Source organism: Vibrio viridaestus, from assembly GCF_003856525.1.
GTDB lineage: Bacteria > Pseudomonadota > Gammaproteobacteria > Enterobacterales > Vibrionaceae > Vibrio > Vibrio viridaestus.
The window spans coordinates 697,507-719,367 of the sequence record NZ_RJVQ01000002.1; the positions used below are offsets into that span (position 1 = coordinate 697,507).

At 43.6% G+C, this 21,861-nt stretch carries 25 protein-coding genes; 18 read left to right on the forward strand and 7 right to left on the reverse strand.

Going from position 1 to position 21,861, the window contains the following annotated elements:
• Positions 1-5: 5 nt before the first annotated feature.
• The 5 genes from EES38_RS07195 (at position 6) to EES38_RS07215 (ending at position 3,348) form a co-directional block, all read left to right on the forward strand.
• Positions 6-596, forward strand: coding sequence for an HAD-IB family phosphatase (locus EES38_RS07195; RefSeq protein ID WP_124936480.1), 591 nt, complete (start codon positions 6-8; stop codon positions 594-596).
• A 29-nt stretch (positions 597-625) separates the two neighbouring features.
• Positions 626-919, forward strand: a complete 294-nt coding sequence (locus tag EES38_RS07200) for an antibiotic biosynthesis monooxygenase family protein (RefSeq protein ID WP_124936481.1) — start codon at positions 626-628, stop codon at positions 917-919.
• Positions 920-940: 21 nt separating this feature from the next.
• A complete protein-coding gene (locus EES38_RS07205) occupies positions 941-1,561 on the forward strand; it encodes a class I SAM-dependent DNA methyltransferase (RefSeq protein WP_124936482.1) in 621 nt (206 codons plus the stop codon).
• Between the two features lie 8 nt (positions 1,562-1,569).
• Complete coding sequence (locus EES38_RS07210) at positions 1,570-1,881, forward strand: putative quinol monooxygenase (protein WP_124936483.1); 312 nt, start codon at positions 1,570-1,572, stop codon at positions 1,879-1,881.
• A gap of 90 nt (positions 1,882-1,971) precedes the next feature.
• On the forward strand, positions 1,972-3,348 hold the full coding sequence (locus EES38_RS07215) for an HD-GYP domain-containing protein (protein ID WP_124936484.1): 1,377 nt from the start codon (positions 1,972-1,974) through the stop codon (positions 3,346-3,348).
• Here the strand turns inward: EES38_RS07215 and EES38_RS07220 are convergent.
• A complete protein-coding gene (locus EES38_RS07220) occupies positions 3,326-4,234 on the reverse strand; it encodes a LysR family transcriptional regulator (RefSeq protein WP_124936485.1) in 909 nt (302 codons plus the stop codon). The two genes, EES38_RS07215 and EES38_RS07220, sit on opposite strands and share 23 nt — an antisense overlap.
• Positions 4,235-4,324: 90 nt before the next feature.
• Here EES38_RS07220 and EES38_RS07225 point away from each other — a divergent pair, with 90 nt between their 5' ends.
• Complete coding sequence (locus EES38_RS07225; RefSeq protein WP_124936486.1) at positions 4,325-5,104, forward strand: NAD(P)H-dependent oxidoreductase; 780 nt, start codon at positions 4,325-4,327, stop codon at positions 5,102-5,104.
• A 21-nt stretch (positions 5,105-5,125) separates the two neighbouring features.
• On the opposite strand, the gene EES38_RS07230 is transcribed toward EES38_RS07225, so the two are convergent.
• Positions 5,126-6,025, reverse strand: a complete 900-nt coding sequence (locus EES38_RS07230; protein ID WP_124936487.1) for a response regulator — start codon at positions 6,023-6,025, stop codon at positions 5,126-5,128.
• 102 nt (positions 6,026-6,127) lie between these two features.
• Between EES38_RS07230 and EES38_RS07235 the strand changes: the two genes are divergently transcribed.
• The 3 genes from EES38_RS07235 (at position 6,128) to EES38_RS07245 (ending at position 8,215) form a co-directional block, all read left to right on the forward strand.
• Positions 6,128-6,847 carry a chromosome partitioning protein ParA gene (locus EES38_RS07235; protein ID WP_124936488.1) on the forward strand — a complete coding sequence of 240 codons (720 nt, stop codon included), beginning with the start codon at positions 6,128-6,130 and terminating at the stop codon, positions 6,845-6,847.
• Between the two features lie 82 nt (positions 6,848-6,929).
• A complete protein-coding gene (locus EES38_RS07240; protein ID WP_124936489.1) occupies positions 6,930-7,409 on the forward strand; it encodes a GNAT family N-acetyltransferase in 480 nt (159 codons plus the stop codon).
• Between the two features lie 35 nt (positions 7,410-7,444).
• Complete coding sequence (locus tag EES38_RS07245) at positions 7,445-8,215, forward strand: autotransporter outer membrane beta-barrel domain-containing protein (RefSeq protein WP_124936490.1); 771 nt, start codon at positions 7,445-7,447, stop codon at positions 8,213-8,215.
• Between the two features lie 39 nt (positions 8,216-8,254).
• Here the strand turns inward: EES38_RS07245 and EES38_RS07250 are convergent, their stop codons facing one another.
• Entirely contained in the window at positions 8,255-9,157 is a 903-nt protein-coding gene (locus tag EES38_RS07250) for a DMT family transporter (protein ID WP_124936491.1), read from the reverse strand.
• A gap of 357 nt (positions 9,158-9,514) precedes the next feature.
• Here EES38_RS07250 and EES38_RS07255 point away from each other — a divergent pair, with 357 nt between their 5' ends.
• Positions 9,515-10,072 carry a sugar O-acetyltransferase gene (locus tag EES38_RS07255; RefSeq protein ID WP_124936492.1) on the forward strand — a complete coding sequence of 186 codons (558 nt, stop codon included), beginning with the start codon at positions 9,515-9,517 and terminating at the stop codon, positions 10,070-10,072.
• Positions 10,073-10,247: 175 nt separating this feature from the next.
• On the forward strand, positions 10,248-10,664 hold the full coding sequence (locus tag EES38_RS07260) for a GFA family protein (RefSeq protein WP_124936493.1): 417 nt from the start codon (positions 10,248-10,250) through the stop codon (positions 10,662-10,664).
• A 194-nt stretch (positions 10,665-10,858) separates the two neighbouring features.
• Here EES38_RS07260 and EES38_RS07265 read toward each other — a convergent pair whose 3' ends face one another.
• The gene (locus EES38_RS07265; protein ID WP_124936494.1) at positions 10,859-11,692 is read right to left on the reverse strand and encodes a helix-turn-helix domain-containing protein; all 834 of its coding nucleotides are present in this window, start codon (positions 11,690-11,692) and stop codon (positions 10,859-10,861) included.
• A 205-nt stretch (positions 11,693-11,897) separates the two neighbouring features.
• Between EES38_RS07265 and EES38_RS07270 the strand changes: the two genes are divergently transcribed.
• From EES38_RS07270 to EES38_RS07285, 4 genes are read left to right on the forward strand one after another with little or no spacing between them, the layout of a single operon-like run.
• Entirely contained in the window at positions 11,898-13,037 is a 1,140-nt protein-coding gene (locus tag EES38_RS07270) for an ornithine cyclodeaminase family protein (protein ID WP_124936495.1), read from the forward strand.
• Between the two features lie 40 nt (positions 13,038-13,077).
• Positions 13,078-13,497 (forward strand): RidA family protein, encoded by a 420-nt coding sequence (locus EES38_RS07275; protein ID WP_124936496.1) that lies wholly within the window; start codon positions 13,078-13,080, stop codon positions 13,495-13,497.
• 54 nt (positions 13,498-13,551) lie between these two features.
• Positions 13,552-14,844, forward strand: coding sequence for an NAD(P)/FAD-dependent oxidoreductase (locus EES38_RS07280; RefSeq protein ID WP_124936497.1), 1,293 nt, complete (start codon positions 13,552-13,554; stop codon positions 14,842-14,844).
• A gap of 38 nt (positions 14,845-14,882) precedes the next feature.
• A complete protein-coding gene (locus EES38_RS07285) occupies positions 14,883-16,283 on the forward strand; it encodes an APC family permease (protein WP_124936498.1) in 1,401 nt (466 codons plus the stop codon).
• A gap of 60 nt (positions 16,284-16,343) precedes the next feature.
• Here the strand turns inward: EES38_RS07285 and EES38_RS07290 are convergent, their stop codons facing one another.
• A complete protein-coding gene (locus EES38_RS07290) occupies positions 16,344-16,679 on the reverse strand; it encodes an SdpI family protein (protein WP_124936499.1) in 336 nt (111 codons plus the stop codon).
• A gap of 167 nt (positions 16,680-16,846) precedes the next feature.
• Between EES38_RS07290 and EES38_RS07295 the strand changes: the two genes are divergently transcribed.
• From EES38_RS07295 to EES38_RS07305, 3 genes are read left to right on the forward strand one after another with little or no spacing between them, the layout of a single operon-like run.
• A complete protein-coding gene (locus EES38_RS07295; RefSeq protein ID WP_124936500.1) occupies positions 16,847-17,872 on the forward strand; it encodes a sensor histidine kinase in 1,026 nt (341 codons plus the stop codon).
• Positions 17,873-17,879: 7 nt separating this feature from the next.
• Positions 17,880-19,367 carry a TrkH family potassium uptake protein gene (locus EES38_RS07300; protein ID WP_124936501.1) on the forward strand — a complete coding sequence of 496 codons (1,488 nt, stop codon included), beginning with the start codon at positions 17,880-17,882 and terminating at the stop codon, positions 19,365-19,367.
• Between the two features lie 26 nt (positions 19,368-19,393).
• Positions 19,394-20,074, forward strand: a complete 681-nt coding sequence (locus EES38_RS07305; RefSeq protein ID WP_124936579.1) for a response regulator — start codon at positions 19,394-19,396, stop codon at positions 20,072-20,074.
• Here EES38_RS07305 and modA read toward each other — a convergent pair.
• On the reverse strand, positions 20,071-20,823 hold the full coding sequence (gene modA, locus EES38_RS07310; protein ID WP_124936502.1) for a molybdate ABC transporter substrate-binding protein: 753 nt from the start codon (positions 20,821-20,823) through the stop codon (positions 20,071-20,073). The genes EES38_RS07305 and modA overlap by 4 nt on opposite strands.
• Before the next feature lie 32 nt (positions 20,824-20,855).
• The gene (modD, locus tag EES38_RS07315; protein ID WP_124936503.1) at positions 20,856-21,683 is read right to left on the reverse strand and encodes a ModD protein; all 828 of its coding nucleotides are present in this window, start codon (positions 21,681-21,683) and stop codon (positions 20,856-20,858) included.
• Positions 21,684-21,861: the final 178 nt, after the last annotated feature.

Here is a 21,861-nt window from a genome sequence, read left to right on the forward strand (position 1 = left end):
TTTGAATGAACTTAGCGCTGTTTGACTTTGATGGCACCATCACGAGTGAAGACACGTACAGTAAGTTTATTTTCTACTCGACATCTAAATGGCGTCTTGGTTTTGGCTATCTTTTCGCTTGGCCTATCGTAACCTCCTACTGGCTCGGCTGGGTAAAACCGAGTGTCACCCGTCCGATCGTTTCACGGATCGCCTTTGCTGGTCGTCGTGTCAAGGTAATCGAAGATATTGCGCATAAGTATGTCGCAGAGTATCTACCGAGCGTTATTCGTCCCGAAATGCACGCGAAAATAGCCTGGCATCAGGAGCAGGGCGACGATATTTTTGTTGTATCAGCATCGGTTGATATCTACCTTCGACTATGGTGTGAACAACAGGGCATAGGGCTTGTATGCAGCGAACTTAAAACCTGTGGAGCCTATTTTACTGGCGGTTACGTTCAAGGAGATTGCAGCCTGGAACGCAAGGTTGCATTTTTACAGCCTCATATCAATTTATCCAATTACCAAACCGTTTACGCTTATGGCGACAGTGATGAAGACAAACCGTTACTCGATATCGCTGACGTAAAATATTATCAGGGAAAGCGGATTTAAGCTTTCTAGCACACGCAAAGGAGCAGCAGGTGTTTGCAGTGATTTTTAAGGCGAAGACAGGGCAGCAAGACTCACACTATTCTGAAACGGTCAAAATCATGCGCGATTTAGCATTTGGTACCTACGAATGTCAGGACTTCATAGCAGTAACTGAAGGTGATCAAGAAATCGCTATCTCTTATTGGCTATCAGAAGACGATATTCAGAAGTGGCATCAGGACACTCAGCATGCGGTCGCGCAACAGTTGGGTAGGGAAAAGTGGTATCGCTCGTATACCGTCGAAGTTGTCGAAATCAAGCGTCAGTACAGTTTTGGAGAATAGAATACAGACAAAGGAGAGGTCATGAAAAATTACTTTGATACGGTTGCACATGAGTGGGACAACAGTCCAAGCAAAGTAGAAAGAGCAGAAAAAACCGTAGAGCAGATTAAGCAAGTTCATTTTCCAAGTACAGCCAGTTGTGTTGATTTTGGCAGTGGTACTGGATTACTTGGCGTTCAGTTACGGGGGCTATTCGATACGGTTCACCTCGTCGATGAGTCATCCGAGATGTTAAACGTTGCCCAGCAGAAATTATCCGCTGCGAATATCGACAGTATTCAGACGCATTGTATCAGTTCTCTTAGTCAACTCACGGGAACACACTCTGCCATCGTTACCTTAATGGCACTTCATCATATCGTCGATACGGCGACATTTTTTCGAGAAGCGAATAGCGCCCTTGAGCCTGAGGGAATACTTATTGTTGCCGATTTATATCAGGAAGACGGTTCTTTTCATCACCATAATCCTAACTTTAATGGGCACAACGGATTCACGGAACAGTTATTAAGAGAGCACGCTTTGGATACAGGCTTCACTGTGGAAAAAATGGCGTCATACTATGAGATAGAAAAACAAAACTCGTACGGTGAATTGGTTCGTTATCCTCTGTTTTTCTTTGTTGCCCGCAAAGCAAGTTAGGAGACAGCATGTTAACGATAATGGCTACTCTGAAAGTTAAGCCGGAGTATCTAAGTGAATATCTACTATTAGCTAAGGAGCTGACCAGAGAAACGTTTGGTAAGCGAAAAGGCTGTCTTGCATATTCTTTTCTTCAGCAGCGTGATAATCCGACCCAATTTGTTTTGTATGAGCAATGGGACTCACAGGACACTTTAAACCATCATATTCAGTGGCTTATTGAAAAGCTAGGTCCAGCAAAACCGGATGGTTTTCTACCGCAAAAGCTAATGGATATGTATCAGGATGGGCACGTTAATTATTATCGAGTGATGGAATAGTGGCTGAGCTAACATTCAAAGCCTAATTGATTTTACATTGGCGCACTTCAATCTATTCTTAAATAAGGAAAATTTTGCTGGAAGTTGAGAATGGAAACCACGCAGTCATCTGAGCTTTTACCGTTATCTGAACTGATACTCTCACTCACAACTGCTCTTGATATGACAGAAGGTCAACCACTGGAACACTGTATTCGCTGCTGTTGGATAGGAATGCACATCGGTGAACGTTATGGTTTGAAAGACCAAGAGCTCTATGATCTTTTCTTCACCTTGCTACTTAAAGATGCTGGATGCAGTAGCAATGCGGCACGTATTTGCGAACTGTATCTGACTGACGACCGCGAGTTTAAAAACGAGTTCAAAAAAGTCAACGGCAGTTTATCCAGCGTATTGAACTTTGTTTTTCATCAGGCCGGCAAGGGTCAAAGCTGGACTAAAAGAATCAGTACTACTATCGATATTCTGAAAAATGGTAGCGATTATGCACAAGATTTAATTCAAACCCGCTGTTCTAGAGGGGCTGATATAGCAAAAGAGCTTGGTTTTAGTGATGCGACTGCACAAGGGGTGCATAGCCTCGATGAACACTGGGATGGCAGTGGTCGACCGGATCAATTAAGTGGTGAAGCCATTTCTCTATTTTCTCGTATCGCTTTGATTTCCCAAGTTGTCGACGTTTTTCAGTTTGAGCAAGATATCGATTCTGCCGTCAAGGAAGCGACGCAACGGTCTGGTGAATGGTTCGATCCTGAGTTGGTTAAGATCGTGGAGCTTTTGGCACAGGATGACGAATTCATCACTGGACTGAGTAATGCAAATATCAAGCACAAGGTGATGGAGCTGGCTCCTGCACAAGCCAATATCCGTGTTGACGATGAATACTTTGATAGTATCGTCACCGCATTCGGCAAAATCATTGACTCGAAAAGCCCATATACAGCAGGGCACAGTGAGCGAGTTGCTGTTTTTACTGATCTGATCGCGGAAGAGCTAAATATACAAGAGGAAGATAGAATTTGGCTGCGCAGAGCCGCACTGCTTCATGATGTGGGTAAACTGGGTGTGAGTAATACGATTCTAGATAAGCCTGGCAAACTTGACCCGCATGAGTGGGAGGCAGTGAAAGCACATGCGGCATTTACCGAAGAGATTTTAGATAAAATTTCACCTTTCAAGTCTCTTGCCCGTATGGCTGGTGCGCACCACGAGAAACTCGACGGAACAGGCTATCCGAGAGGTGTATCCGCTAACGATATTAGCTTGATGACGCGGATTATTACCACGGCAGATATTTTTGACGCTATTACCGCTGAGCGTCCCTACCGAGCCGCAATGCCTGTAGCAAAAGCGTTGAGTATTATGCAAGAAAATCTGGAAACGGCAATCGATCGACGCTGTTTTGATGCACTTAAACTCTCGCTCGATAAACTGCCAGTGGGATTTACAGAGCGGTTGAGCGATTAGCGATTACGAACTGTTCTCTCAGCCATTGATGAGCCGGATCTCGATGACTACGCTCATGCCATAACATAACCAGTTCAAACCCCGGTATGTCAATCGGCGGCTCAATAACAGTAAGATTGGATTGGCCGATGAGTAGTCTTTCTGGCAGCAGGGCAACAATATCGGAATTTGTCACTGCGGACATTAGAAAATGGAAATGAGGTACCGATAAGACAACCTGTCTGGATAGGTTATGCTGAGCGAGAATATCGTCTGTGATGCCTTTAAAACCTCCGCCATCACTTGAAACCAAACCATATTTTAACTGGCAAAAAGTGTCTAGATTGAGGTTATGGTTGAGACTTGGATGACCTTTTCTTCCGACCAATTTATAGCGTTCGGTGAATAATGTTTTGCTGCGTAAATTGGCCAGTTTTTCGTCTCTCAGATGAAACGCTAAATCGATTTCCCCCCGTTCTAATTGTTTGCTTATCCGGCTTGGTATCATATGGGTGATGGACAGTTGGCTGTGAGGCGCCTTTTCATACAGAGAGTTTAATGCGGCTTTGATTGCTGTAAATTCGCCATAGTCAGCCGCGGCAAGCCGCCATGTATTTGTTGCGCTAGCAGGGTCAAAGATTAGACCAGTATTGACCGCCGAGCCCAAAACATCCATTGCGTCTGCCAACGGTTTTCTCAATTGCTCGGCCAGTGCTGTGGGCCGCATTCCTTTCGATTCAGGAATTAAAAGCTGATCATTGAATATATGTCTAAGTTTGGAGAGGTGAACACTGACAGAGGGTTGAGATAAATGAAGTTTCTCTGCGGTTCTAGAAACACTGTGTTCAACGAGTAGAATATTTAAGGTACGCAATAGATTGAGATCGATATGATTGAAATTAACCACGCTAATACCTCGTATAAATGAAATTAATTACAACTATATCAAAGTCCTTTCTATGATGAATCAAGACTTTTATCCAAGAGAGGAAAAATAATGAACGTACTTGTTGTCTATGCGCACCCTGAACCTACTTCGCTCAATGGTGCCATTAAATTGGAAATCGTGAAGCATCTACAGTCGCTTAGACACGATGTGAAAGTATCCGATTTGTATGCCATGAACTGGAAAGCTGTTCTCAATGAGCAGGACAGGACAGACAAAGATCCCAGCACTCCTTTTCATCCATCAGAGGATTCCCGTGAAGCCTTTGTCAATGGCACTCAATCAGCAGACATAACGCAAGAACAGGAAAAACTGCTTTGGGCTGACTTGGTTATTTTCCAGTTTCCGCTCTGGTGGTTTTCTATGCCAGCTATCATGAAAGGATGGTTTGAGCGAGTTTATGCTTTTGGATTTGCTTATGGCTACGGTGAACACTCAGATACACATTGGGGCGATCGATATGGCGAGGGTAAGTTATCCGGTAAAAAGGCAATGCTAGTGATCACTGCTGGAGGATGGGAGTCGCACTATAGTGGCAGAGGTATTAATGGTCCAATAGAAGATTTGCTGTTTCCAATCCACCATGGGATGCTGTTTTATCCCGGAATGGAAGTATTACCTCCGGTCGTTGTGTACAAAACGCATAAGATGGACGATGACGGTTTTAGTCATCTGAGCGATGAATTACTCCACCGACTTCGTCAAGTAGACACGGTGGACCCCATACCATTTCGCCGTCAAAATTTGGGTGATTATTCTATCCCAGAGCTAACACTCAAATCTGACATAACGCCTGAAACCGTTGGGTTTTCAGCGCATTTACAGGATTAATCATCAACGTGGTTGCGATAATCAGAAGCCGATCATCGTGACCTTGCCTTGGGCTAAGCCCTCAACCTGACAGGAAAAATCAATTCGCCTGCCGTCTGCGGCATTAAACAATGCCTCAAGCTTTTCAAAGCTATCATGAAAAACGTTTAGTGATTTAAGCTTGAGGCTTTTGCGCGAGTGCTGATCGAGAAAGGCCAGTGAAGTATTAACCAGGACTTTTTTGCACGTCGCCAACACTTCGTCTTCGACGTTTTTTTCCAGCATCATCGATTTAAGTCTTTGCTCGTTAAGATCGGGGTTTCTGGATGAAAAGACGCAAATGGCATAGATATCAAGTAACGCCACCGCGCGAGTTTTGTGGGTTTCTTCATCAATGTAAATCGCTGCCAAGCAAGGTAATTTCGAATTATCAAACGCTTGTGGATGAATTTTATTGATCCGGACAGAGGAACCAATCACCTTTTTTAATAACTTTTCTAATTGAGGCAGCTTGGGTAACGCGATTCCTTCGGAGTATCCACCGGAATCATGATCTGGAATAATTTGTGCGTCTTCGGTTTCTTGAACCACCCTAAGCAGGTGTCGATGCAATTCGGCGTCATCAAATGGCTTGGCAAGAACAAAACTTGCGCCCGCTTTTTTTGCCTGACGAACCATTAATTCATCATCTACCGTGGTAATCATGCCCACTTTAATGGCTAGATCTAATTTCATAACAGCCTGAATAAACTCGAGGCCAGACATTTCCGGCATGTGCCAGTCGGTAAGAATAATATCTGGCTGCCAGCTTTTCAGCAAAGAAAGCGCCTCTAACGGATTATCGAGTTTCTTTATTTCTAAACGTCGGTAATCAAATTTCATTAGCGCCCGACGCACAATCTCAAGGGTCGCTTTGCTGTCATCAACTACAAGAATATTCACAGATGCACATGTTTATTTGTTAAAACATTTCGTTAGTATATGTATAAATTGTTATTACAACTACAATTAGTGCCAAAACTATTAAAAAATGTGAGAGATATAATGACTGACTGGGTGCCAGACAATGTGCTAATGATACTTGCGGTAAATCTTGGACTACTGATTTTGCTGGTTTGGTTTATCATTTTACTGCTTATTATCCGAGAGTTTCGTAAGTTTGCTCGCCAGGTTGGTGGTAATTCACCTCAACAAGATAAAACATTGTCTCTCTGTCAGGAGTCCGTTGATAACGCAATAAATTATACCAGCGCAAATGCGGAAACTATCAATCAGCTGATGGCTATTCAGCAGGCTCTTGAAGCGCAAATCAATCATTTTTCTCAGACCACGAATCAGAATATTTCAGATGAAGACAGAAAGACTATCGAGAGCCTAAATCAACAGCTCGATCAATCTTATAAATTGATCAAGCGTCTCAAGGCGAATCTGGATAGGAGCGTTAAAGGACTCAAAGTGACACGCGGCAAGCTGTACTCTCAGTATGAGACAGTGGATGAGCTTAAAGCAGAGAAAGAAGAGATAGAAAAGAACTTTGCTCAGCTAGAACAAGAATACATTCGTATAGCTCAATCCGTTGAGCAGCAGAAGCAAGCAGCCGCAGGAGCTGGGGGAGAGGACTCGACTGCTCAGTCAAAGCAAGTCCAGGCGATGCGCCAGGAACTTGAGTCGATGCAGGCTAAATTACAGCATGTTGAAAAAGAGAAGAACTTTATCGAAAAGCGCTATCTAGATATGATGAACGAAGTTGAAGGAAAAGATTAAATATTTAAATCTTCCGTAATTGTGTGATAAAGGTATGATGTAACGAATATTTTAACTTTTTTCGTGCTACATCTTACCTGTTATGCAAATTGTTCCTGTCAATCAATCGAATCAACACATTTATCTTAATTTGGCGCAGGCATACGAAGCTGAATTTTCGCAAATAATGCAGAAAGCACCTGACACAAATGGTATTTTTCCTCTTGATACAGAATTGGGCGGTCAGGTACAGGGTTTCCTGTTGTACGTTAATGATACTCCAGCGGGACATACTGCAATCGAATTTGGCGAAGACACTCATTTCGAGGTTTGCGATTTCTATGTTGCACCTTTCTTTCGTCGCAACGGATATGCCCGTTATTTTATAAAAACCTTGTTTGCTCAGCTTGGCGGTTCATGGACGATCAAACAGGTCGCTGGCGCCGAACATGCGGTCTCGTTTTGGCGTTCTGTTCTCAATGACTATACCAATAGCCACTATACTGAAGATCAGTTTCACGACGAAAAGTGGGGCGTGGTTACCCGCCAACGTTTTATTCATAGCGAACTGGTCGATGCCTGATTTTGCTATTAAATCATTCACTTATAGGTCTATATATGAAAGTATATTTTTATACCGCTGGTGTGCTGTGTTGCTGCTTTAGTGTTGCGTCTCAAGCACAGGAAGTTGAAGGGGGGATCGATTTAATCACATCTCACTTCCGCTATGAGGAACCAAATTTCATGGAGATGAAAGGCAGTATGATCGGGATTGGTGGTGATATTGCGGTGCGAAATAATGGACTAATGTTAGGGCTCCAAGGATCTTACATTGAGGGTGACATTGACTACACAAGCAATGGTAGCGGCTCTGACGATGGCGTGCCAAATTCTATTTGGGAAGTTCGTGGTTTGGTGGGCACGGATATGGCAGGTCAAATGAACACTCGTGTAACACCCTATACCGGGTTAGGCTTTCGCCGCTTGTTTGATGATCATGGTGGAAGGCAAACGACGACAGGAGCTAACGCTTATGACCGGATTCAAGACTATCTCTACCTGCCTATTGGTATCGCGGTTCAAACAGAGTCAACAGGCTGGCAGGTACGTGGCGAACTTGAATATGATTACCTGATTCGTGGTGAGAATCAGACTAATTTGAGTGATGCTGGTAATTATCCAGATCTTAAATTTACGCAAAAGAATGGGTATGGGCTTAGAGCCTCTCTAACTCTTTCTACAGCCGTTAATTTAGGTGTGATTTCTAGTCTCGGTATTACACCGTACTTTAAATATTGGAATATCGATCGTTCAAACGTAAACAGCGGTTACTTAGAACCAAGTAACAATTCAACAGAATTAGGCCTTAAAGCCCGATTGGGTTTTTAAATTGAGTGGACGGTACTTGCTAGGTACCGCCCTTTATCATTAAGCGTATTTCTTACGTAATGCATTGATATGCGAGCCAAATACGTTGATCAACGCACCTGAAACGATCAGCACCCCACCTAGATAGGTCCATACGGATGGGATCTCATTAAACACCCAAACCCCGATTAAACCGGAAAAAATAATTTGCACATAAGAGTATGCCGATGCTTTACCCGCAGTTTGTGTCTGCATTGCCTTGGTAAGCCCATATTGTCCAACTTGCGTGCAAACTCCAATTAACACCATCATCAAAGTCTGGTGTAAATCAGGCATAACAAAATCGTCTCCGATTAATAAAGCAGAAACCGGTAGAGCGACCAAGGGGAAGTAAAAAATAATCACTGAGCTGTCTTCAGTATTACTCAGTTTTCTGACGATAACGTAGGCAATAGAGCTTCCCAATGCGCCAATCAGAGCTATCCCGACACTAAAAAGAGGCAAATGGTAGTCAATGTTGTCTTCCATACTTGGAAAAACCATGACAGATAAACCAAATAGGCACAGAACGATACAAATCATGGTTGGGACCTGAATCCGCTCTTTCAGGAAAAAAACGGCCAGTATGGCGGTAAAAACCGGATGAACATATTGTAATATTGTTGCTGCGGCGAGAGGTAGGGTGGTTACCGAGTAGTATACGCAGATTAGAGCGAACGTCCCAAACGTTCCCCGAGCGAATAACAGTTTCTTGTTATTTCCCCAGATAGAAATTCCTTTTCTCTTAACGTCCGCATAACTAATGATGAGCGAGACAAGTGCTCTTGCAGCAACAATTTCAAATAAAGGGATGCCATAGGTACCGACAAGCTTGACGGTCGCTGACATGAAAGCGAATCCTAGGGCCGAGAGCAGCATGAAGCGCACGCCCAATGGGAGATAGTTGTCTAATCGACTGGACATATGTGAGTGTTTTGACGACAGTGAGGTTAGTCACTATTTTATCACACTATGAAGCAAATTGAAGATGAGAAAAAGAGTCTTTCTCAACAGAAATAACGTGTTTTTTCATAAGAAACAGTATTTTTTAGGGAATACTCATTCATAGAAGAAGAGACTCTCCAAATCTGGAGAGCCTCTTTTGTTACACTTTAAACTGACTAATCAGCGTTTGCAGTTCTTTTACTGATGTTATCTATGACTGGGCCTGACGGGATGAAGGAGCTTCAGAAGTACAGTCATCAGCAACATCATTTATTCTGATTAAAAGATAACTTAACTTATTTAACGAACAATTCATCTAATGACGAGAGAGTATTGATGGACGAATTAACTAAAATGCGTACAGGTGAGCTCTACAATCCCTATGTTGAGCAACTCATCAACATTAGAGTAAAGACAAAAGAGCTGTTGCATCAATTCAACACTCTCAAACCGGGTAAAGACTCAAAGCCTATTCTTTATGAGCTTTTTGGCCGTTCTGGACGAGATATATCGATCAGTCCAAGTTTTCGCTGTGATTATGGCATCAATATTTATGTTGGTAACAATTTCTACGCAAACTATGACTGCGTAATATTGGATTGTGCTGAAGTTCATATTGGCAATAACTGTTTGTTGGGACCTCAAGTAGGTATTTATACCGCGTGTCATCCCATCGATCCGAAGGAGCGTGCTTCGGGTCTTGAATTCGCAAAACCAATTGTGATTGGTAACAATTGTTGGATCGGTGGTCATGCGACAATCAATCCTGGGGTGACATTGGGCAATAACGTGGTAGTTGCGTCAGGTAGCGTTGTCACTAAGGACTTTCCCTCCAATGTCGTCATCGGAGGGAATCCTGCACGGATTATTCGTTCATTAGATAGTGAGAATTAACTGATACATAAAATGACGATTCGCGTCTTTCTATCTCTCTAGTTTCAGGGTTGCATCGTGGTCAACATGAAACTTACACCTTCGTCACTGTTTATATTTTAATCGGTTGTTTTACCGTATAAGAGCACTTATTCTCGATGCGTGTGCAGTATTGAGATAGAGAAAGGTGACAACTATGGTAACTAAGCACTCTGGCTCCTGTTTATGCGGTACAGTCCATTTTGAAATAGAGGGAGATTTCGACTCTTTCTATCTTTGTCATTGTAAGCACTGTCAGAAAGATACTGGCTCCGATCATGGCGCCAATTTATTTTCTCAGTCAGCAAAACTGACCTGGCTTCAGGGGCACGAAGCCGTTAAGACGTATCAATTGCCTAACACCCGCCACGCGAAAGCGTTCTGCTCGAATTGTGGCTCTGCATTACCCAATAGTGAAAAGCCATTTGGTTTCTTAGTTGTTCCGGCAGGTTGTTTGGATAGCGCTTTGCATCAAACTCCGAACGCTCATTTGTATGCGGGAAGCCGGGCTCCCTGGTCACAACACTTAGAAGCGATCCCTAGTTTTTGGACAGTGCCTAACGCTGAAGACTGAGATTGAACAAGAAAGTGATTGGAAAATAGACAACCCGCTCTCGTTAGCGGGTTTCTTTTTATCTTTTTAGTATGAATTATTTGAAGTAAGTATAGAAAATTTTTATTCCATTCTCAGTGGAAATAAGGAATGTTTTGGTTCTATTTTGGTGCAATTGCCTCATTGTGATGCAACAAAGCGATAGTTACTAGCGGTTAATAACACTGAATTCGGTCGAGATACTCTCGTTGTTTGACGCGATTTTGGTACTCTAATGGTGTGGCGCTAACGAGCTTCTTAAATTCCCGCAGAAAATGAGACTGGTCACTGAAACCTAGGTCGAATGCGAGGTCGGTGAAGGTAACACCATTTCCATGATTAATGTCATAAATTGCTGATTGACAACGAATTGCTCGACTAAAACCTTTCGGAGTTAAACCAATATCATTTTTGAACTGGCGCTGAAGAGTTCGCGCGGTATAGCCTGAATAGCGTTCGAGATCCTGAATCTGAATATTCCCCTTATGCTCACATATTTTGGCAACGATCTGAGCAGTCAGGTTGGAAGGTCTGCGAGCTTGCTTCTTTTGTAAAAACAGCTTAACGGTTAAGACCTGTTCTTCAAATGATTGGGTTGCAGCGATCTGTTCTACGAGCTGATCTGCTCCTTTAAGAACATTTCTCAAATCACATTGTTTATCAATCACTTCACTGGCAGTAGTGTCCAAAAAGTCTGGAAACGTTCCTGGATTAAATCGGACACCAAAGTAGCGGCGATTATAATTAAACTGCACCGAACGTGCTTCTAAAGTGGTGCCACAGACCATCGCAGAGGGTGATTCGGCATCACAATCGAATAATAGATCAATACAGCCATCAGGCACAGCAATTGTTGGGTCGCTTTTCGGGCCAGACTTGAAGCTGTAGTAATGTGAAACAGACGGATTATCGGTTTTTAAATGGGTAAAAAACTGCTGTGCACTCATAACAAACCAAGGCTGCTTTGAGTGGATTCCAGCTACTTTACAAACGGTCGCTAAATTGTCCATACGCCGATACCCTTTTCCAAAATCGTTAATGTTTACCCGTTGGATATTGCAAAGTGAGTGCCAGCTTTTCTGGAGGAAAGCAGCTCTCAGTAATGTCGTAAAAGTTCAATACGCGCATAAATTCTCACCATAGTATCGATAACGAAAAGGCTACCAGACGTGATGGTAACCACTGGATACAATGTAAAAGGATGTAGGTGAGAGTATGTCGGATACTACTAAAATAGATTTTATCTATCTGTCTGAACAAGACATGATCAAAGCGGGTGTAACAGATATGCCTGCATGTGTGGATACGATGGAAGAGATGTTCACGCTACTTTATAAAGGCGATTATCGCATGGCGGGTCCAAACAGTGACTCACACGGTGCGATGATTACATTTCCCGACGAATCTCCTTTCCCTAGTATGCCAAAACCAACGGCTGATCGTCGCTTGATGGCTATGCCTGCTTATCTTGGTGGCAGTTTTCAGACCTGTGGTGTGAAATGGTATGGCTCGAATATCGCAAACCGCGAAAAAGGTCTGCCACGTTCTATCCTTATGTTCATTCTGAATGATATTGAAACTGGTGCACCACTCGCGTACATGTCTGCAAATCTACTTTCTGCTTACCGTACCGGTGCTGTACCTGGCGTCGGCGCGCGTCATTTGGCTCGTAAAGATTCTAAAGTGATTGGTCTACTTGGTCCGGGTGTGATGGGCAGAACTGCCGTTGCTGCGTTCATCGCGGCATGTCCCGAGATTGATACGGTCAAAGTTAAAGGTCGTGGACAAAAGAGTTTGGATGATTTCATTACCTGGCTCAATGTTAATTATCCTCAGGTTACGAATATCAAAGTCGTCGATACGCTTGAAGACGTTGTGCGTGACTCCGATATCGTCACTTACTGTAATTCAGGCGAAGCAGGTGATCCTTCTACTTATCCAATTGTGAAACGGGAGTGGGTTAAACCTGGAACATTTTTGGCGATGCCAGCGTACTGCAGTCTTGATGATGATATGGAAAAAAATGATGTTCGTAAGGTTCTGGATAACACTGGTTTGTACCAAGCTTGGTATGAAGAAGTGCCTAAGCCAGCCCACAACTATATCCCTCTGCCAGGCGTACGATTCATGGACATGATCGCTGAAGGCAAACTTACTCTAGAACAGCTAGAAGACATCGGCAAAATTACCGCAGGTGATGCCCCTGGACGCAAAAATGATGAAGAGATCATCATTATGTCTGTCGGTGGTATGCCGGTTGAAGACGTTGCTTGGGGAACTCGTATTTATCGAAACGCTGTGGAAAAAGGCATTGGCATCAAACTCAATCTTTGGGATGAGCCAGCGCTCCGTTAATTCATTACAACAATAAAAAACCTGTTTAGGAATAGTCCAAATGACTCGTATCGTAAAAGTAAAATCAGGCTCAAAACTGGAAGATGTCGCGAGCTACTCACGCGTAGTCTCCGTCGATAATTGGATCTTCGTTTCCAATACTGCCGGTCGTAACCCAGAAACAAATGAAATGCCAACAGATGTATTTGAACAAACCGATCAGGTGTTTAAAAACATCGAGCGCGCATTAGCTTCTGTAGATTCGTCTTTAGCCGATGTGGTGACATCAAAAGTGTTCATCCAAGACCCTAAAGATGTGCCAGCAGTAATGGAATATATCGGTGGAAAATTTAAAGGGATTGACCCGGCTACAACAGTCACTTGCCCGCCATTAGGTTCCACTATCTATAAAGTAGAACTTGAAGTCACTGCATTTCGTGGTGCGGCACAAAGTGATGTTGAGAAAGTTAGGTTGAAGTAAACAAGGTCGTTTGGCTGGCATCTTGGTGATGTCAGCTTACTTAGGAATATCGCTATGATCAAAACATTAGAGTATGTCGAAACCCCAAATGAACTGCCGAAATCGACCAGTGTGGTCATTATCGGTGGTGGTATTGTTGGTATAAGTGCTGCACTGACACTGGCTGAACGCAACATTCCAGTCGTCGTCCTAGAAAAGGGATTTGTTGGCGCGGAGCAGTCAGCCCGAAACTTGGGTTGGATCCGTAAAACCAACCGCCATGCGGAAGATATACCTTTGGCACTTGCTGCCGATCGTTTGTGGGCAGATATGCCTAATCGTATTGGGCGTGACGTTGATTACCAACGTAGCGGAATAATGTTCCTTTCTCCTAATGAACAACAAACAGCAGTGCAGGAAGCGTGGCTTAAGTCGGTTGAACACCTCAACATTGACTCAAAAATGCTGAGTAAAAAAGAGATTGACGCTATGGTTCCCGGTGGCGTTGGGCAGTGGAATGGTGGGTTATACACAGAATCTGACGGTAGAGCTGAGCCTTCTATCGCGACCAGTGCCATGGCAAAGGCGGCGATTCAGAAAGGGGCGATAGTTGTTCAAAACTGCGCAGTACGCGGCCTGTCTCGTTCCGCTGGAAAAGTTAGTGGTGTCATCACGGAAAAAGGCGAAATTCAATGTGAGCAAGTACTCTTGGCAGGAGGTGCTTGGTCAAGACGTTTCTTAGGCAATCACGGTGTTTCGTTACCGTCTCTTCATCTGATTTGTTCTGTATTGAGAACAAAACCAATGGAAGGACCGACAGATATTGCTGTTGCTGCTCCTAACTTCTCTTTCCGTAAGCATCTTGATGGTGGCTTTGTCATCATGCAGCGTGGCGCAATCGAAGCTCCATTAACGTTAGATCATCTCTTAATTGGTCACCGTTATTTACATCAACTCAAAGAGCAGGGAAGCGCACTGCGTATTTCTCTGGGCAAACATTTTCTTAAAGATTTAAAAATTCCAAGACGCTGGTCAATCGAAACACCAACGTTCTTCGAAAACATTCGCACTATGGACCCGATTCATAACCCAAGTTTGAATCAGGAAGCATTGACTAATCTTCGCAAAGCTTGGCCGCAGTTTAAGCAGGCGGATATTGCTGAAGAATGGGCCGGAATGATCGATGTAACGCCGGATTCAAAACCCGTCATTGACCAAATTAGTGCAATACCTGGCTTAACGATAGCGACCGGATTCTCTGGTCATGGCTTTGGCACAGGACCTGCAGCAGGTCATTTAGCCGCAGATCTTGTCAGTGGGGTAGAACCTATTGTTGATCCGAAGCCCTATCAGTTTAGTCGTCTATAAATAATGGATTTGATTTTAGTGACATAAGGAAGAGCAAAATGAGCGAACTAGCACAGTCGACTAAATTGAGGACCGCTGAAGGATCAGCAACTAATAATCAAAAAGCGAAAATGGGTTTACCGACCATGATGGGTATTTGCATCGGGTTGGTGATTGTTCAAGGTGCCATGATATCGGCAACTCAAGGTATCGGCTTAGGCGGAATGTCTTTTGTCGCCGCAATGATTTGTGCTTTTGTTTTGGCACAATGTAATGCCATGAGTTTTGCTGAGTTATCGCTAATGTTTCCTGAGGAAGGAACACTCGCGACTTATACTCGAAAAGCGATGGGACATTTCCCTGCTATCGTCTCGGTATTTGCCGGATATGTCGTTGTAGCTGTATTAGCGTTACCCGTCGAAATGTTTTTGGTGGAAACAATGTTAGGGCAGCTTTTCCCTGGCGCGGCGTCAGATAAGCTGATACCTATCGTTATTCTGGCACTCCTTACTGTGACCAACCTTGTGGGTACGGATATTTTTGCCAAAGTTCAGAATTTATTGGCATTTATTCTGGTTGCTGCCTTAGTGATTGTGGGCTTTTGCGCAGTAACGGGTGTGAGTGAACCTCATCCTGAATTGACTGGTACGACGGTCGATTGGAGCTTCAATGGCGTAATGGATGGTAGTTTTGTTGGTTTGATTGCGTTAGCTATGTGGCTGATGGTAGGTGTGGAATTCATCTGTCCGATGGTCAACGACGTGAAAAATCCAATGAAGAATATTCCACGCGCTATGCATCTCTCTCTTGTCATGATCTTTTGTATCTTTTTGGCATTTGCGTACGGAGCCAGTCTGTATCTGAATGTGGATACATTAGTTAATGCACCGATACCATACCTTGATTATATCAACGCAGTATTTGGTAAAAGCGGTTTGATTATCGCCACCGTTATGGCTTTAGCTGCGACTTGCAGCACGATTAATACTATCTTGGCATCGGTCCCGCGCATGTTGCATGGTATGGCTATGGAAGGTCAGGTGTTCCCAATGCTTAAAGCACAAAATAAATTCGGTGCACCTTGGGTTGGTATTCTAATGATTGCTGTGTGCACGACGATACCGTATCTGTTGGTCGATGTGGACTCGCTAATCATTCTGGTTATCGCTGCAACAACCAGTTGGTTACTAGCATATATCGTGGCGCACATTGACGTTATCGTGTTACGTAAGCGCCTTCCACAAGCGAAGCGTCCTTATAAAACACCATTTTATCCTGTGCCACAGATCGTTGGTATCGTTGCAATGATTTATGTGGCCTTGAATAACTCACCCTCTCCGGAGATGACCACGATGGTATACAGCATCACTGGCGGAATTCTAGCCTTGGTTGCTCTAATCACGGTCGTTTGGGTGAAGTTCTTTATGAAGAAAGGGTTATTTACACCTGATATGGATTAGTGTTTGCCCTAATGTCTTTCAGTCGTGTTTGGAGCTGGATGGTCCGATTCAGCTCCTTTTTTATTTTCGCAAGGTTTTGGCATACAGCATTGTCTGGTAAAAGGGCACAATCAGAATTAAAGGGGCGAGCTCTGAGAAAAAGGTTGTCGTAGTGCCAAATGTTGGCAAAAACAAAGTAGCAACCCCAAAAGCAATGACGTAATAAGACCAACTAATGAGTTTTTTGGCACCGAATTCATTAATTAAAAACCAATTATCAGTTGAATGGAAAGAGGCCTTATGTCGAATACCGTACCAAGGATTCATGCGAATTTTTCTACGTAGCAGTGGAATGGAAATAACGACGATTATCAACCCTAAGAATATATTTTCACTGCCGATCAAACTGTTATGCATATCGGTTCCCTCCGATTTCCTCTGACCTTCTATGTTGTATCAAAATACCGCTCGTGTTTCTAAGAGCAATATCTGAAAAACAATTTTACGCCTTTTTTACGCGCTTAACTTTCAAGGTGGTGTTAAAGTCTTTTGTACTCTCAATTCCAAGTATATTTGTTATCTTCATGAAAAGTTGGCGTATTAACGATTTTCTATTTTCGCTTATTGTATTGATATGCGGATTAACCAGCAGTTTGTTAATCGATGAGACTTTTCACTCGACGATTTCAGTATTGTCTATATTGCAATTAGCCGTTGTCGTGATTGCGTTGAAGTGTAATTCTAAATTGGCCTATATTTCCGCTTTTATTGAGGCCGTTAGCTACAATCTGCTATTCACATCACCACGTTACTCCTTACAAATGTTTCATACAGAAGATGTTCTGAATCTTGTGTTCTTTCTGATTGTTGCGTTGCTGACCAGTCAACTGGCAGGCCATTATCGACGCCAGCAAGATGCATTGAAGCAGGAACAATTGCGCAGTAGCATTTTGTTGTCTGTATCGCATGACTTAAGAACGCCACTTGCGGCAATTATCGGTACTCTGACAACGTTAAAAGAGTATATGGATAAGCTCGATACTGAGCAGAAACATGAGTTGCTCGACAGTGCAACGATGGAAAGTCATCGTCTGCATCAGTACATTGAAAATCTGTTACAGGCCACTAAGCTGCAACACGGTGCTTTAAAAGTAAAACGGACAGATGAGTCATTAATTGATGTCGTGCGCCAGGCAATATTGCGCTTCAATGAGAAACAAAAGCGGATTAATCTTGATTGCCACGGGGAGTTATCGAATACCAAGATTAGTGCGTCTCTTATTGAACAAGCGGTGTTTAATGTTCTTGATAACGCGCTGTTCTATTCGCCCGACGATGACATCATTGACGTAATAATCTATCAGCAAGACACATTTCTAGTGATTGATATTCAAGATCGCGGCATTGGCATTACGGCTGAACAAGCAGAGCAAATGTTCGATCTCTTTTATCGAAACGCAACAGGGAAAAAGAGTGAAGGTGGCGTAGGGCTTGGTTTGGCAGTAGCTAAGGGGATAATTGAAGCCCATCAGGGGCGTATTGAAGCAATACCTATGGAGCAGGGATGCCTGATCCGTTCTATGATCCCAATTATTCACGATACGTACTAGGGGAACTATGTTAATTCGCATAAAACCCCATGATTTCAAGACAAGTTCCCGCTTCAATACTGTTTTTCACATCTGCAGTTTTTTGGTCGTGATCTACAGTTTGACGATGCTTGTTCCTGTTGCTGTATCCTGGTACTACCGCGATGGCTATGTTTCTCCCTTTCTGGTGACCTTTTCCGTGTCCCTGAGTATTGGTCTGTTTGGCTGGAAAATTACTCAACATCAGAACCACCATTTGCAAAAGCGCGATGGGTTTATGGTAGCGTGCCTCTTTTGGCTCATCTTCTCCTTGATGAGTGCACTCCCTTTCTATATCGATACACGTTTAAACTTAAGCCTCAGTGACGCCATGTTTGAAGGGGTTTCGGGCATCACAACGACAGGAGCCTCTATATTTTCGGATATCGATAATTTACCAAAGTCTGTGTTGTTCTATCGGGCACAGTTAAACTTTTTAGGTGGGCTAGGAATTATTGTTTTGGCTGTCGCAGTTATGCCGTTTCTCGGTATCGGTGGGGCGAGGTTATATCAAGCCGAAATGCCTGGACCAATGAAAGAGGAGAAGTTGACTCCTCGGCTGGCTGATACTGCAAGAAGCTTGTGGGGGTTATACGCTGCACTTGCGGTCGCGGGAACAGTCAGTTTTCACTTCGCTGGTATGGATTGGTTCGATGCGATTTGTCATAGCCTTTCGACGGTGTCTCTTGGAGGTTTCTCGACACACGGTGATAGCATCGGTTATTACCACAGTGTTCCGATTGAAATCGTAGCCGGTGTCTTTTCGATACTCGCTGCGGTGAATTTCTCGTTGTATTACATCGCTATCGTAAGACGTACGCTAAAACCTATCTGGTCGAATGCTGAGTTTCAATTTTTCGCGCTGATCCTTTCGATTGTTGTTGGTATTAGTGTGGTGGAGCTGTCCAGAAGCGGTACATTTTCAGTCAGTGATTCGGTGGTGCATGGATTCTTTCAGGCGGTTTCAGTGATGACGGATAATGGACTCGGTTCAGCAGGTTACCCCAACTGGCCCACTCAAGTCGTGATATTACTAATCGGGATGAGTTTTTTTGGTGGCTGTTTCGGTTCAACTTGCGGTGGAATAAAAGCTATGCGTTTCTTTTTACTCTATCGGCAGGCTAACCAAGAGGTACAACAGCTTATCCGTACTAACGCGGTTTACACGACAAAAGTCAGTGGGCAACCCGTTTCTGAGCGAGTAATGCGCTCAGTGTGGGGACTGTTTTTCCTCTATATCTTCTTTAGCTGCGCCTTTATGTGGGGATTGGTCGTATTAGGCCACGATTTTGAAACGGCATTTGGTACTGTCGCTGCTTGTATTAACAATATGGGGATAGGATGGGGTGCGACCTCATCCGGATTTGAACCGTTGAGTTCTGGTGGCAAATGGTTAATGTGTGTTGCGATGCTCTTTGGAAGGTTAGAAATCTTCCCGATTTTAATTATCTGTTCACGATCATTCTGGCAATTTTAATTGGTTATATGTGAAAGGAGTCAATGGTGACCCAGACTATTCTCGTGGTTGAAGATGAACCTCAAATTCAGACGTTTATTCGTATTTCACTTGAGGCTGAGGGGTACCGATATGCAGGTGCTAAAACACTGCATTCTGCACATGAACAATTCATTTCGGTTGAGCCTGATGTGGTGATTCTCGATTTAGGACTACCAGATGGGGATGGGATCGAATTGTTAAGACGTATCCGGACAAATAGTGCTGTTCCTGTCCTCATTTTGACCGCGCGAGACCAGGAAGACGAAAAAATTCGACTCCTTGAATCCGGAGCGAATGACTATTTAAGTAAGCCTTTTGGCATAAGAGAGTTAATGGTAAGGATAAAGGTATTAGTGCGGGATTTAGTCACCCCACAAAAGCTGGATGATCGGCTAATTGCTGGAAGACTTGCTTTACAACGTAGCACTCACCAGGTTTGGCTTGATGAATGTGAAATAGCCTTAACCAAAAAAGAGTTCGCTTTTCTGGAATACCTGATACTTGATGCCGGGAAGTTGGTGTTGCAGGAAAAACTCCTTGAGAATATTTGGGGAACTTCTCATACCGAAGATACACATTATCTGCGTATTCTTGTCAGCCAGCTACGGAAAAAACTGGCTGACAGTGCTGAACAACAAGAATTGATCAAAACTGAGGCTGGATTAGGTTACCGCCTGATAATCTAATCAGGCAGGTCATAACCGTGTGCCTGAATGATCTTTTGGCCTTCCTCGCTGGTTAGAAAACTGAGTAGCTGCGTGGCTTGGGGGTTATTTTCTGCCTGTTTAAGAGCCACAGCCTGCTCTATCATTGGTGGATAAAAGGTTTGCGGTATAATCCAGTACGAACCTCGGATTTTCTTATGCTGGTGATAGATCAATGAGTAACTGATAAAGCCTAATTCGGCTACACCAGTATCGACGTATTCGAATGTTTGCAAAGCGTTTTTACCTTCCACCAGACGTGTTTTAACTTCCTCATAGATACCCATATTCTTCATTGCCTCAAGCGCAGTGCGACCATGAACGCCAACTTTAGGATTAGGAATGGCGAGATGCTGATAACGACTCGTTGTGAGAACGTGCCCTTGCGAGTCAATCAGCGTTGAGTCTGCTGACCATAACACCAATTTACTGATACTGTGGCTAATGCGACTTCCCGGAAGCGCCAGTCCAGCTTCTTCGAGGCGTTTTGGGGTATTCGTATCAGCACTTATGAACACATCGAATGGCGCTCCATGCTGTATTTGAGCAAACAGGGCACCCACTGATGCATATGAGGTTTTTAAGGTTATCCCCGTTTTTTGTGTAAATGCTTTTTCAATATCAATCATCGCAGGTCTAAAACCACCCGCTACTGCCACGTTGAGTGACGATGAAGCATGGGATAAGGTTGAAATGATGAATAGAGTCAATAGGGTGATGATATGACGCATAGCTTCCTCCCTGAAGTTACGCTTTGATTTTGTTAGTCTTCAAAGACCACTTTGATATCTTTGGGTTTCGCATAGTATGGCGCAGAGGTGACAATCAGATCTGCACCCGCTTCAGCATACTGAGCTACGTTACCTGGATTAACGCCACCCGCGATAGCTAAACGTGTTGTGCTATAGATGTTCTGACAATGGATCTTGCATTCTGTGACTTGGTCAATGGAAAACTTGTCGAGTTGCAGGACTTCGACGCCTGCTTCAATCCACATTTTTGCATCCTCAACACTGTGAACTTCAAGTACTACTTTGTGCTCCGGAGATGACTTATGAAGATAGTCGAGCATGTCTTTGGGGTTTTTATAATTAATAAATTGCCTATGCTCAGCAAAGACGAGAATCGTTTCTGAAAGGCCTAAGCGGTGCATAACCGCGCCACCGGATCGTATGGCTTTAACTGATAACGCTTTGGTGAAAGGCGTCTGCTTTCGAGTACAGGCTACAGGAGTATCACCGGCAGATAACACCATAGAGTTGGCCGAACTGGCAACGCCACTCATCCACTCCATCAGTATTTGGGTGGCTTTCCATACGATGAACAGTTGGGAAGAATGCCCCTTTGCACTGAGGATATGTTGGCCTTGACTGAGTTTGTCTCCAGACTGGCAAAAGCCTTTTACGTCAAGATTTTTCAGGCGCATCATTTGAATGGCTTCTTCTACACCACTGACGATCATGTCTTCTCTTGCGTAGAAATGAATATTGAGTTCAGGCTTATCAACGAGCAGCGACGTAGTAAGATCGCCGAAAGGCGCATCGTCAATCAGCAGTTGCATCGCTTCACCGTCGCTTAATACGGATTCCATATCTTTTCTCCCTTCCATGGGTTGATTAAGAAATGATATTCATAATGCGCTTTTTGAGTAAGGGTGTAACGGGCTAATTGATGTTTTTATGTCATGAATCAATAAATATAAACGAGAGGGAAAATGATAGGGCTAGAAACAACAACAGCCAGTAATAACTGGCTGATAGGACGGATAG

Bases quoted from the DNA above. Each gene is read 5' to 3' on its own strand.
- EES38_RS07195 (WP_124936480.1), top strand. From the start codon at position 6: ATGAACTTAGCGCTGTTTGACTTTGATGGCACCATCACGAGTGAAGAC.
- EES38_RS07205 (WP_124936482.1), top strand. From the start codon at position 941: ATGAAAAATTACTTTGATACGGTTGCACATGAGTGGGACAACAGTCCA.
- EES38_RS07210 (WP_124936483.1), top strand. From the start codon at position 1,570: ATGTTAACGATAATGGCTACTCTGAAAGTTAAGCCGGAGTATCTAAGT.
- EES38_RS07215 (WP_124936484.1), top strand. From the start codon at position 1,972: ATGGAAACCACGCAGTCATCTGAGCTTTTACCGTTATCTGAACTGATA.
- EES38_RS07225 (WP_124936486.1), top strand. From the start codon at position 4,325: ATGAACGTACTTGTTGTCTATGCGCACCCTGAACCTACTTCGCTCAAT.
- EES38_RS07235 (WP_124936488.1), top strand. From the start codon at position 6,128: ATGACTGACTGGGTGCCAGACAATGTGCTAATGATACTTGCGGTAAAT.
- EES38_RS07240 (WP_124936489.1), top strand. From the start codon at position 6,930: ATGCAAATTGTTCCTGTCAATCAATCGAATCAACACATTTATCTTAAT.
- EES38_RS07245 (WP_124936490.1), top strand. From the start codon at position 7,445: ATGAAAGTATATTTTTATACCGCTGGTGTGCTGTGTTGCTGCTTTAGT.
- EES38_RS07250 (WP_124936491.1), bottom strand. From the start codon at position 9,157: ATGTCCAGTCGATTAGACAACTATCTCCCATTGGGCGTGCGCTTCATG.
- EES38_RS07255 (WP_124936492.1), top strand. From the start codon at position 9,515: ATGGACGAATTAACTAAAATGCGTACAGGTGAGCTCTACAATCCCTAT.
- EES38_RS07260 (WP_124936493.1), top strand. From the start codon at position 10,248: ATGGTAACTAAGCACTCTGGCTCCTGTTTATGCGGTACAGTCCATTTT.
- EES38_RS07265 (WP_124936494.1), bottom strand. From the start codon at position 11,692: ATGGACAATTTAGCGACCGTTTGTAAAGTAGCTGGAATCCACTCAAAG.
- EES38_RS07270 (WP_124936495.1), top strand. From the start codon at position 11,898: ATGTCGGATACTACTAAAATAGATTTTATCTATCTGTCTGAACAAGAC.
- EES38_RS07275 (WP_124936496.1), top strand. From the start codon at position 13,078: ATGACTCGTATCGTAAAAGTAAAATCAGGCTCAAAACTGGAAGATGTC.
- EES38_RS07280 (WP_124936497.1), top strand. From the start codon at position 13,552: ATGATCAAAACATTAGAGTATGTCGAAACCCCAAATGAACTGCCGAAA.
- EES38_RS07285 (WP_124936498.1), top strand. From the start codon at position 14,883: ATGAGCGAACTAGCACAGTCGACTAAATTGAGGACCGCTGAAGGATCA.
- EES38_RS07290 (WP_124936499.1), bottom strand. From the start codon at position 16,679: ATGCATAACAGTTTGATCGGCAGTGAAAATATATTCTTAGGGTTGATA.
- EES38_RS07295 (WP_124936500.1), top strand. From the start codon at position 16,847: ATGAAAAGTTGGCGTATTAACGATTTTCTATTTTCGCTTATTGTATTG.
- EES38_RS07300 (WP_124936501.1), top strand. From the start codon at position 17,880: ATGTTAATTCGCATAAAACCCCATGATTTCAAGACAAGTTCCCGCTTC.
- modA (WP_124936502.1), bottom strand. From the start codon at position 20,823: ATGCGTCATATCATCACCCTATTGACTCTATTCATCATTTCAACCTTA.
- modD (WP_124936503.1), bottom strand. From the start codon at position 21,683: ATGGAATCCGTATTAAGCGACGGTGAAGCGATGCAACTGCTGATTGAC.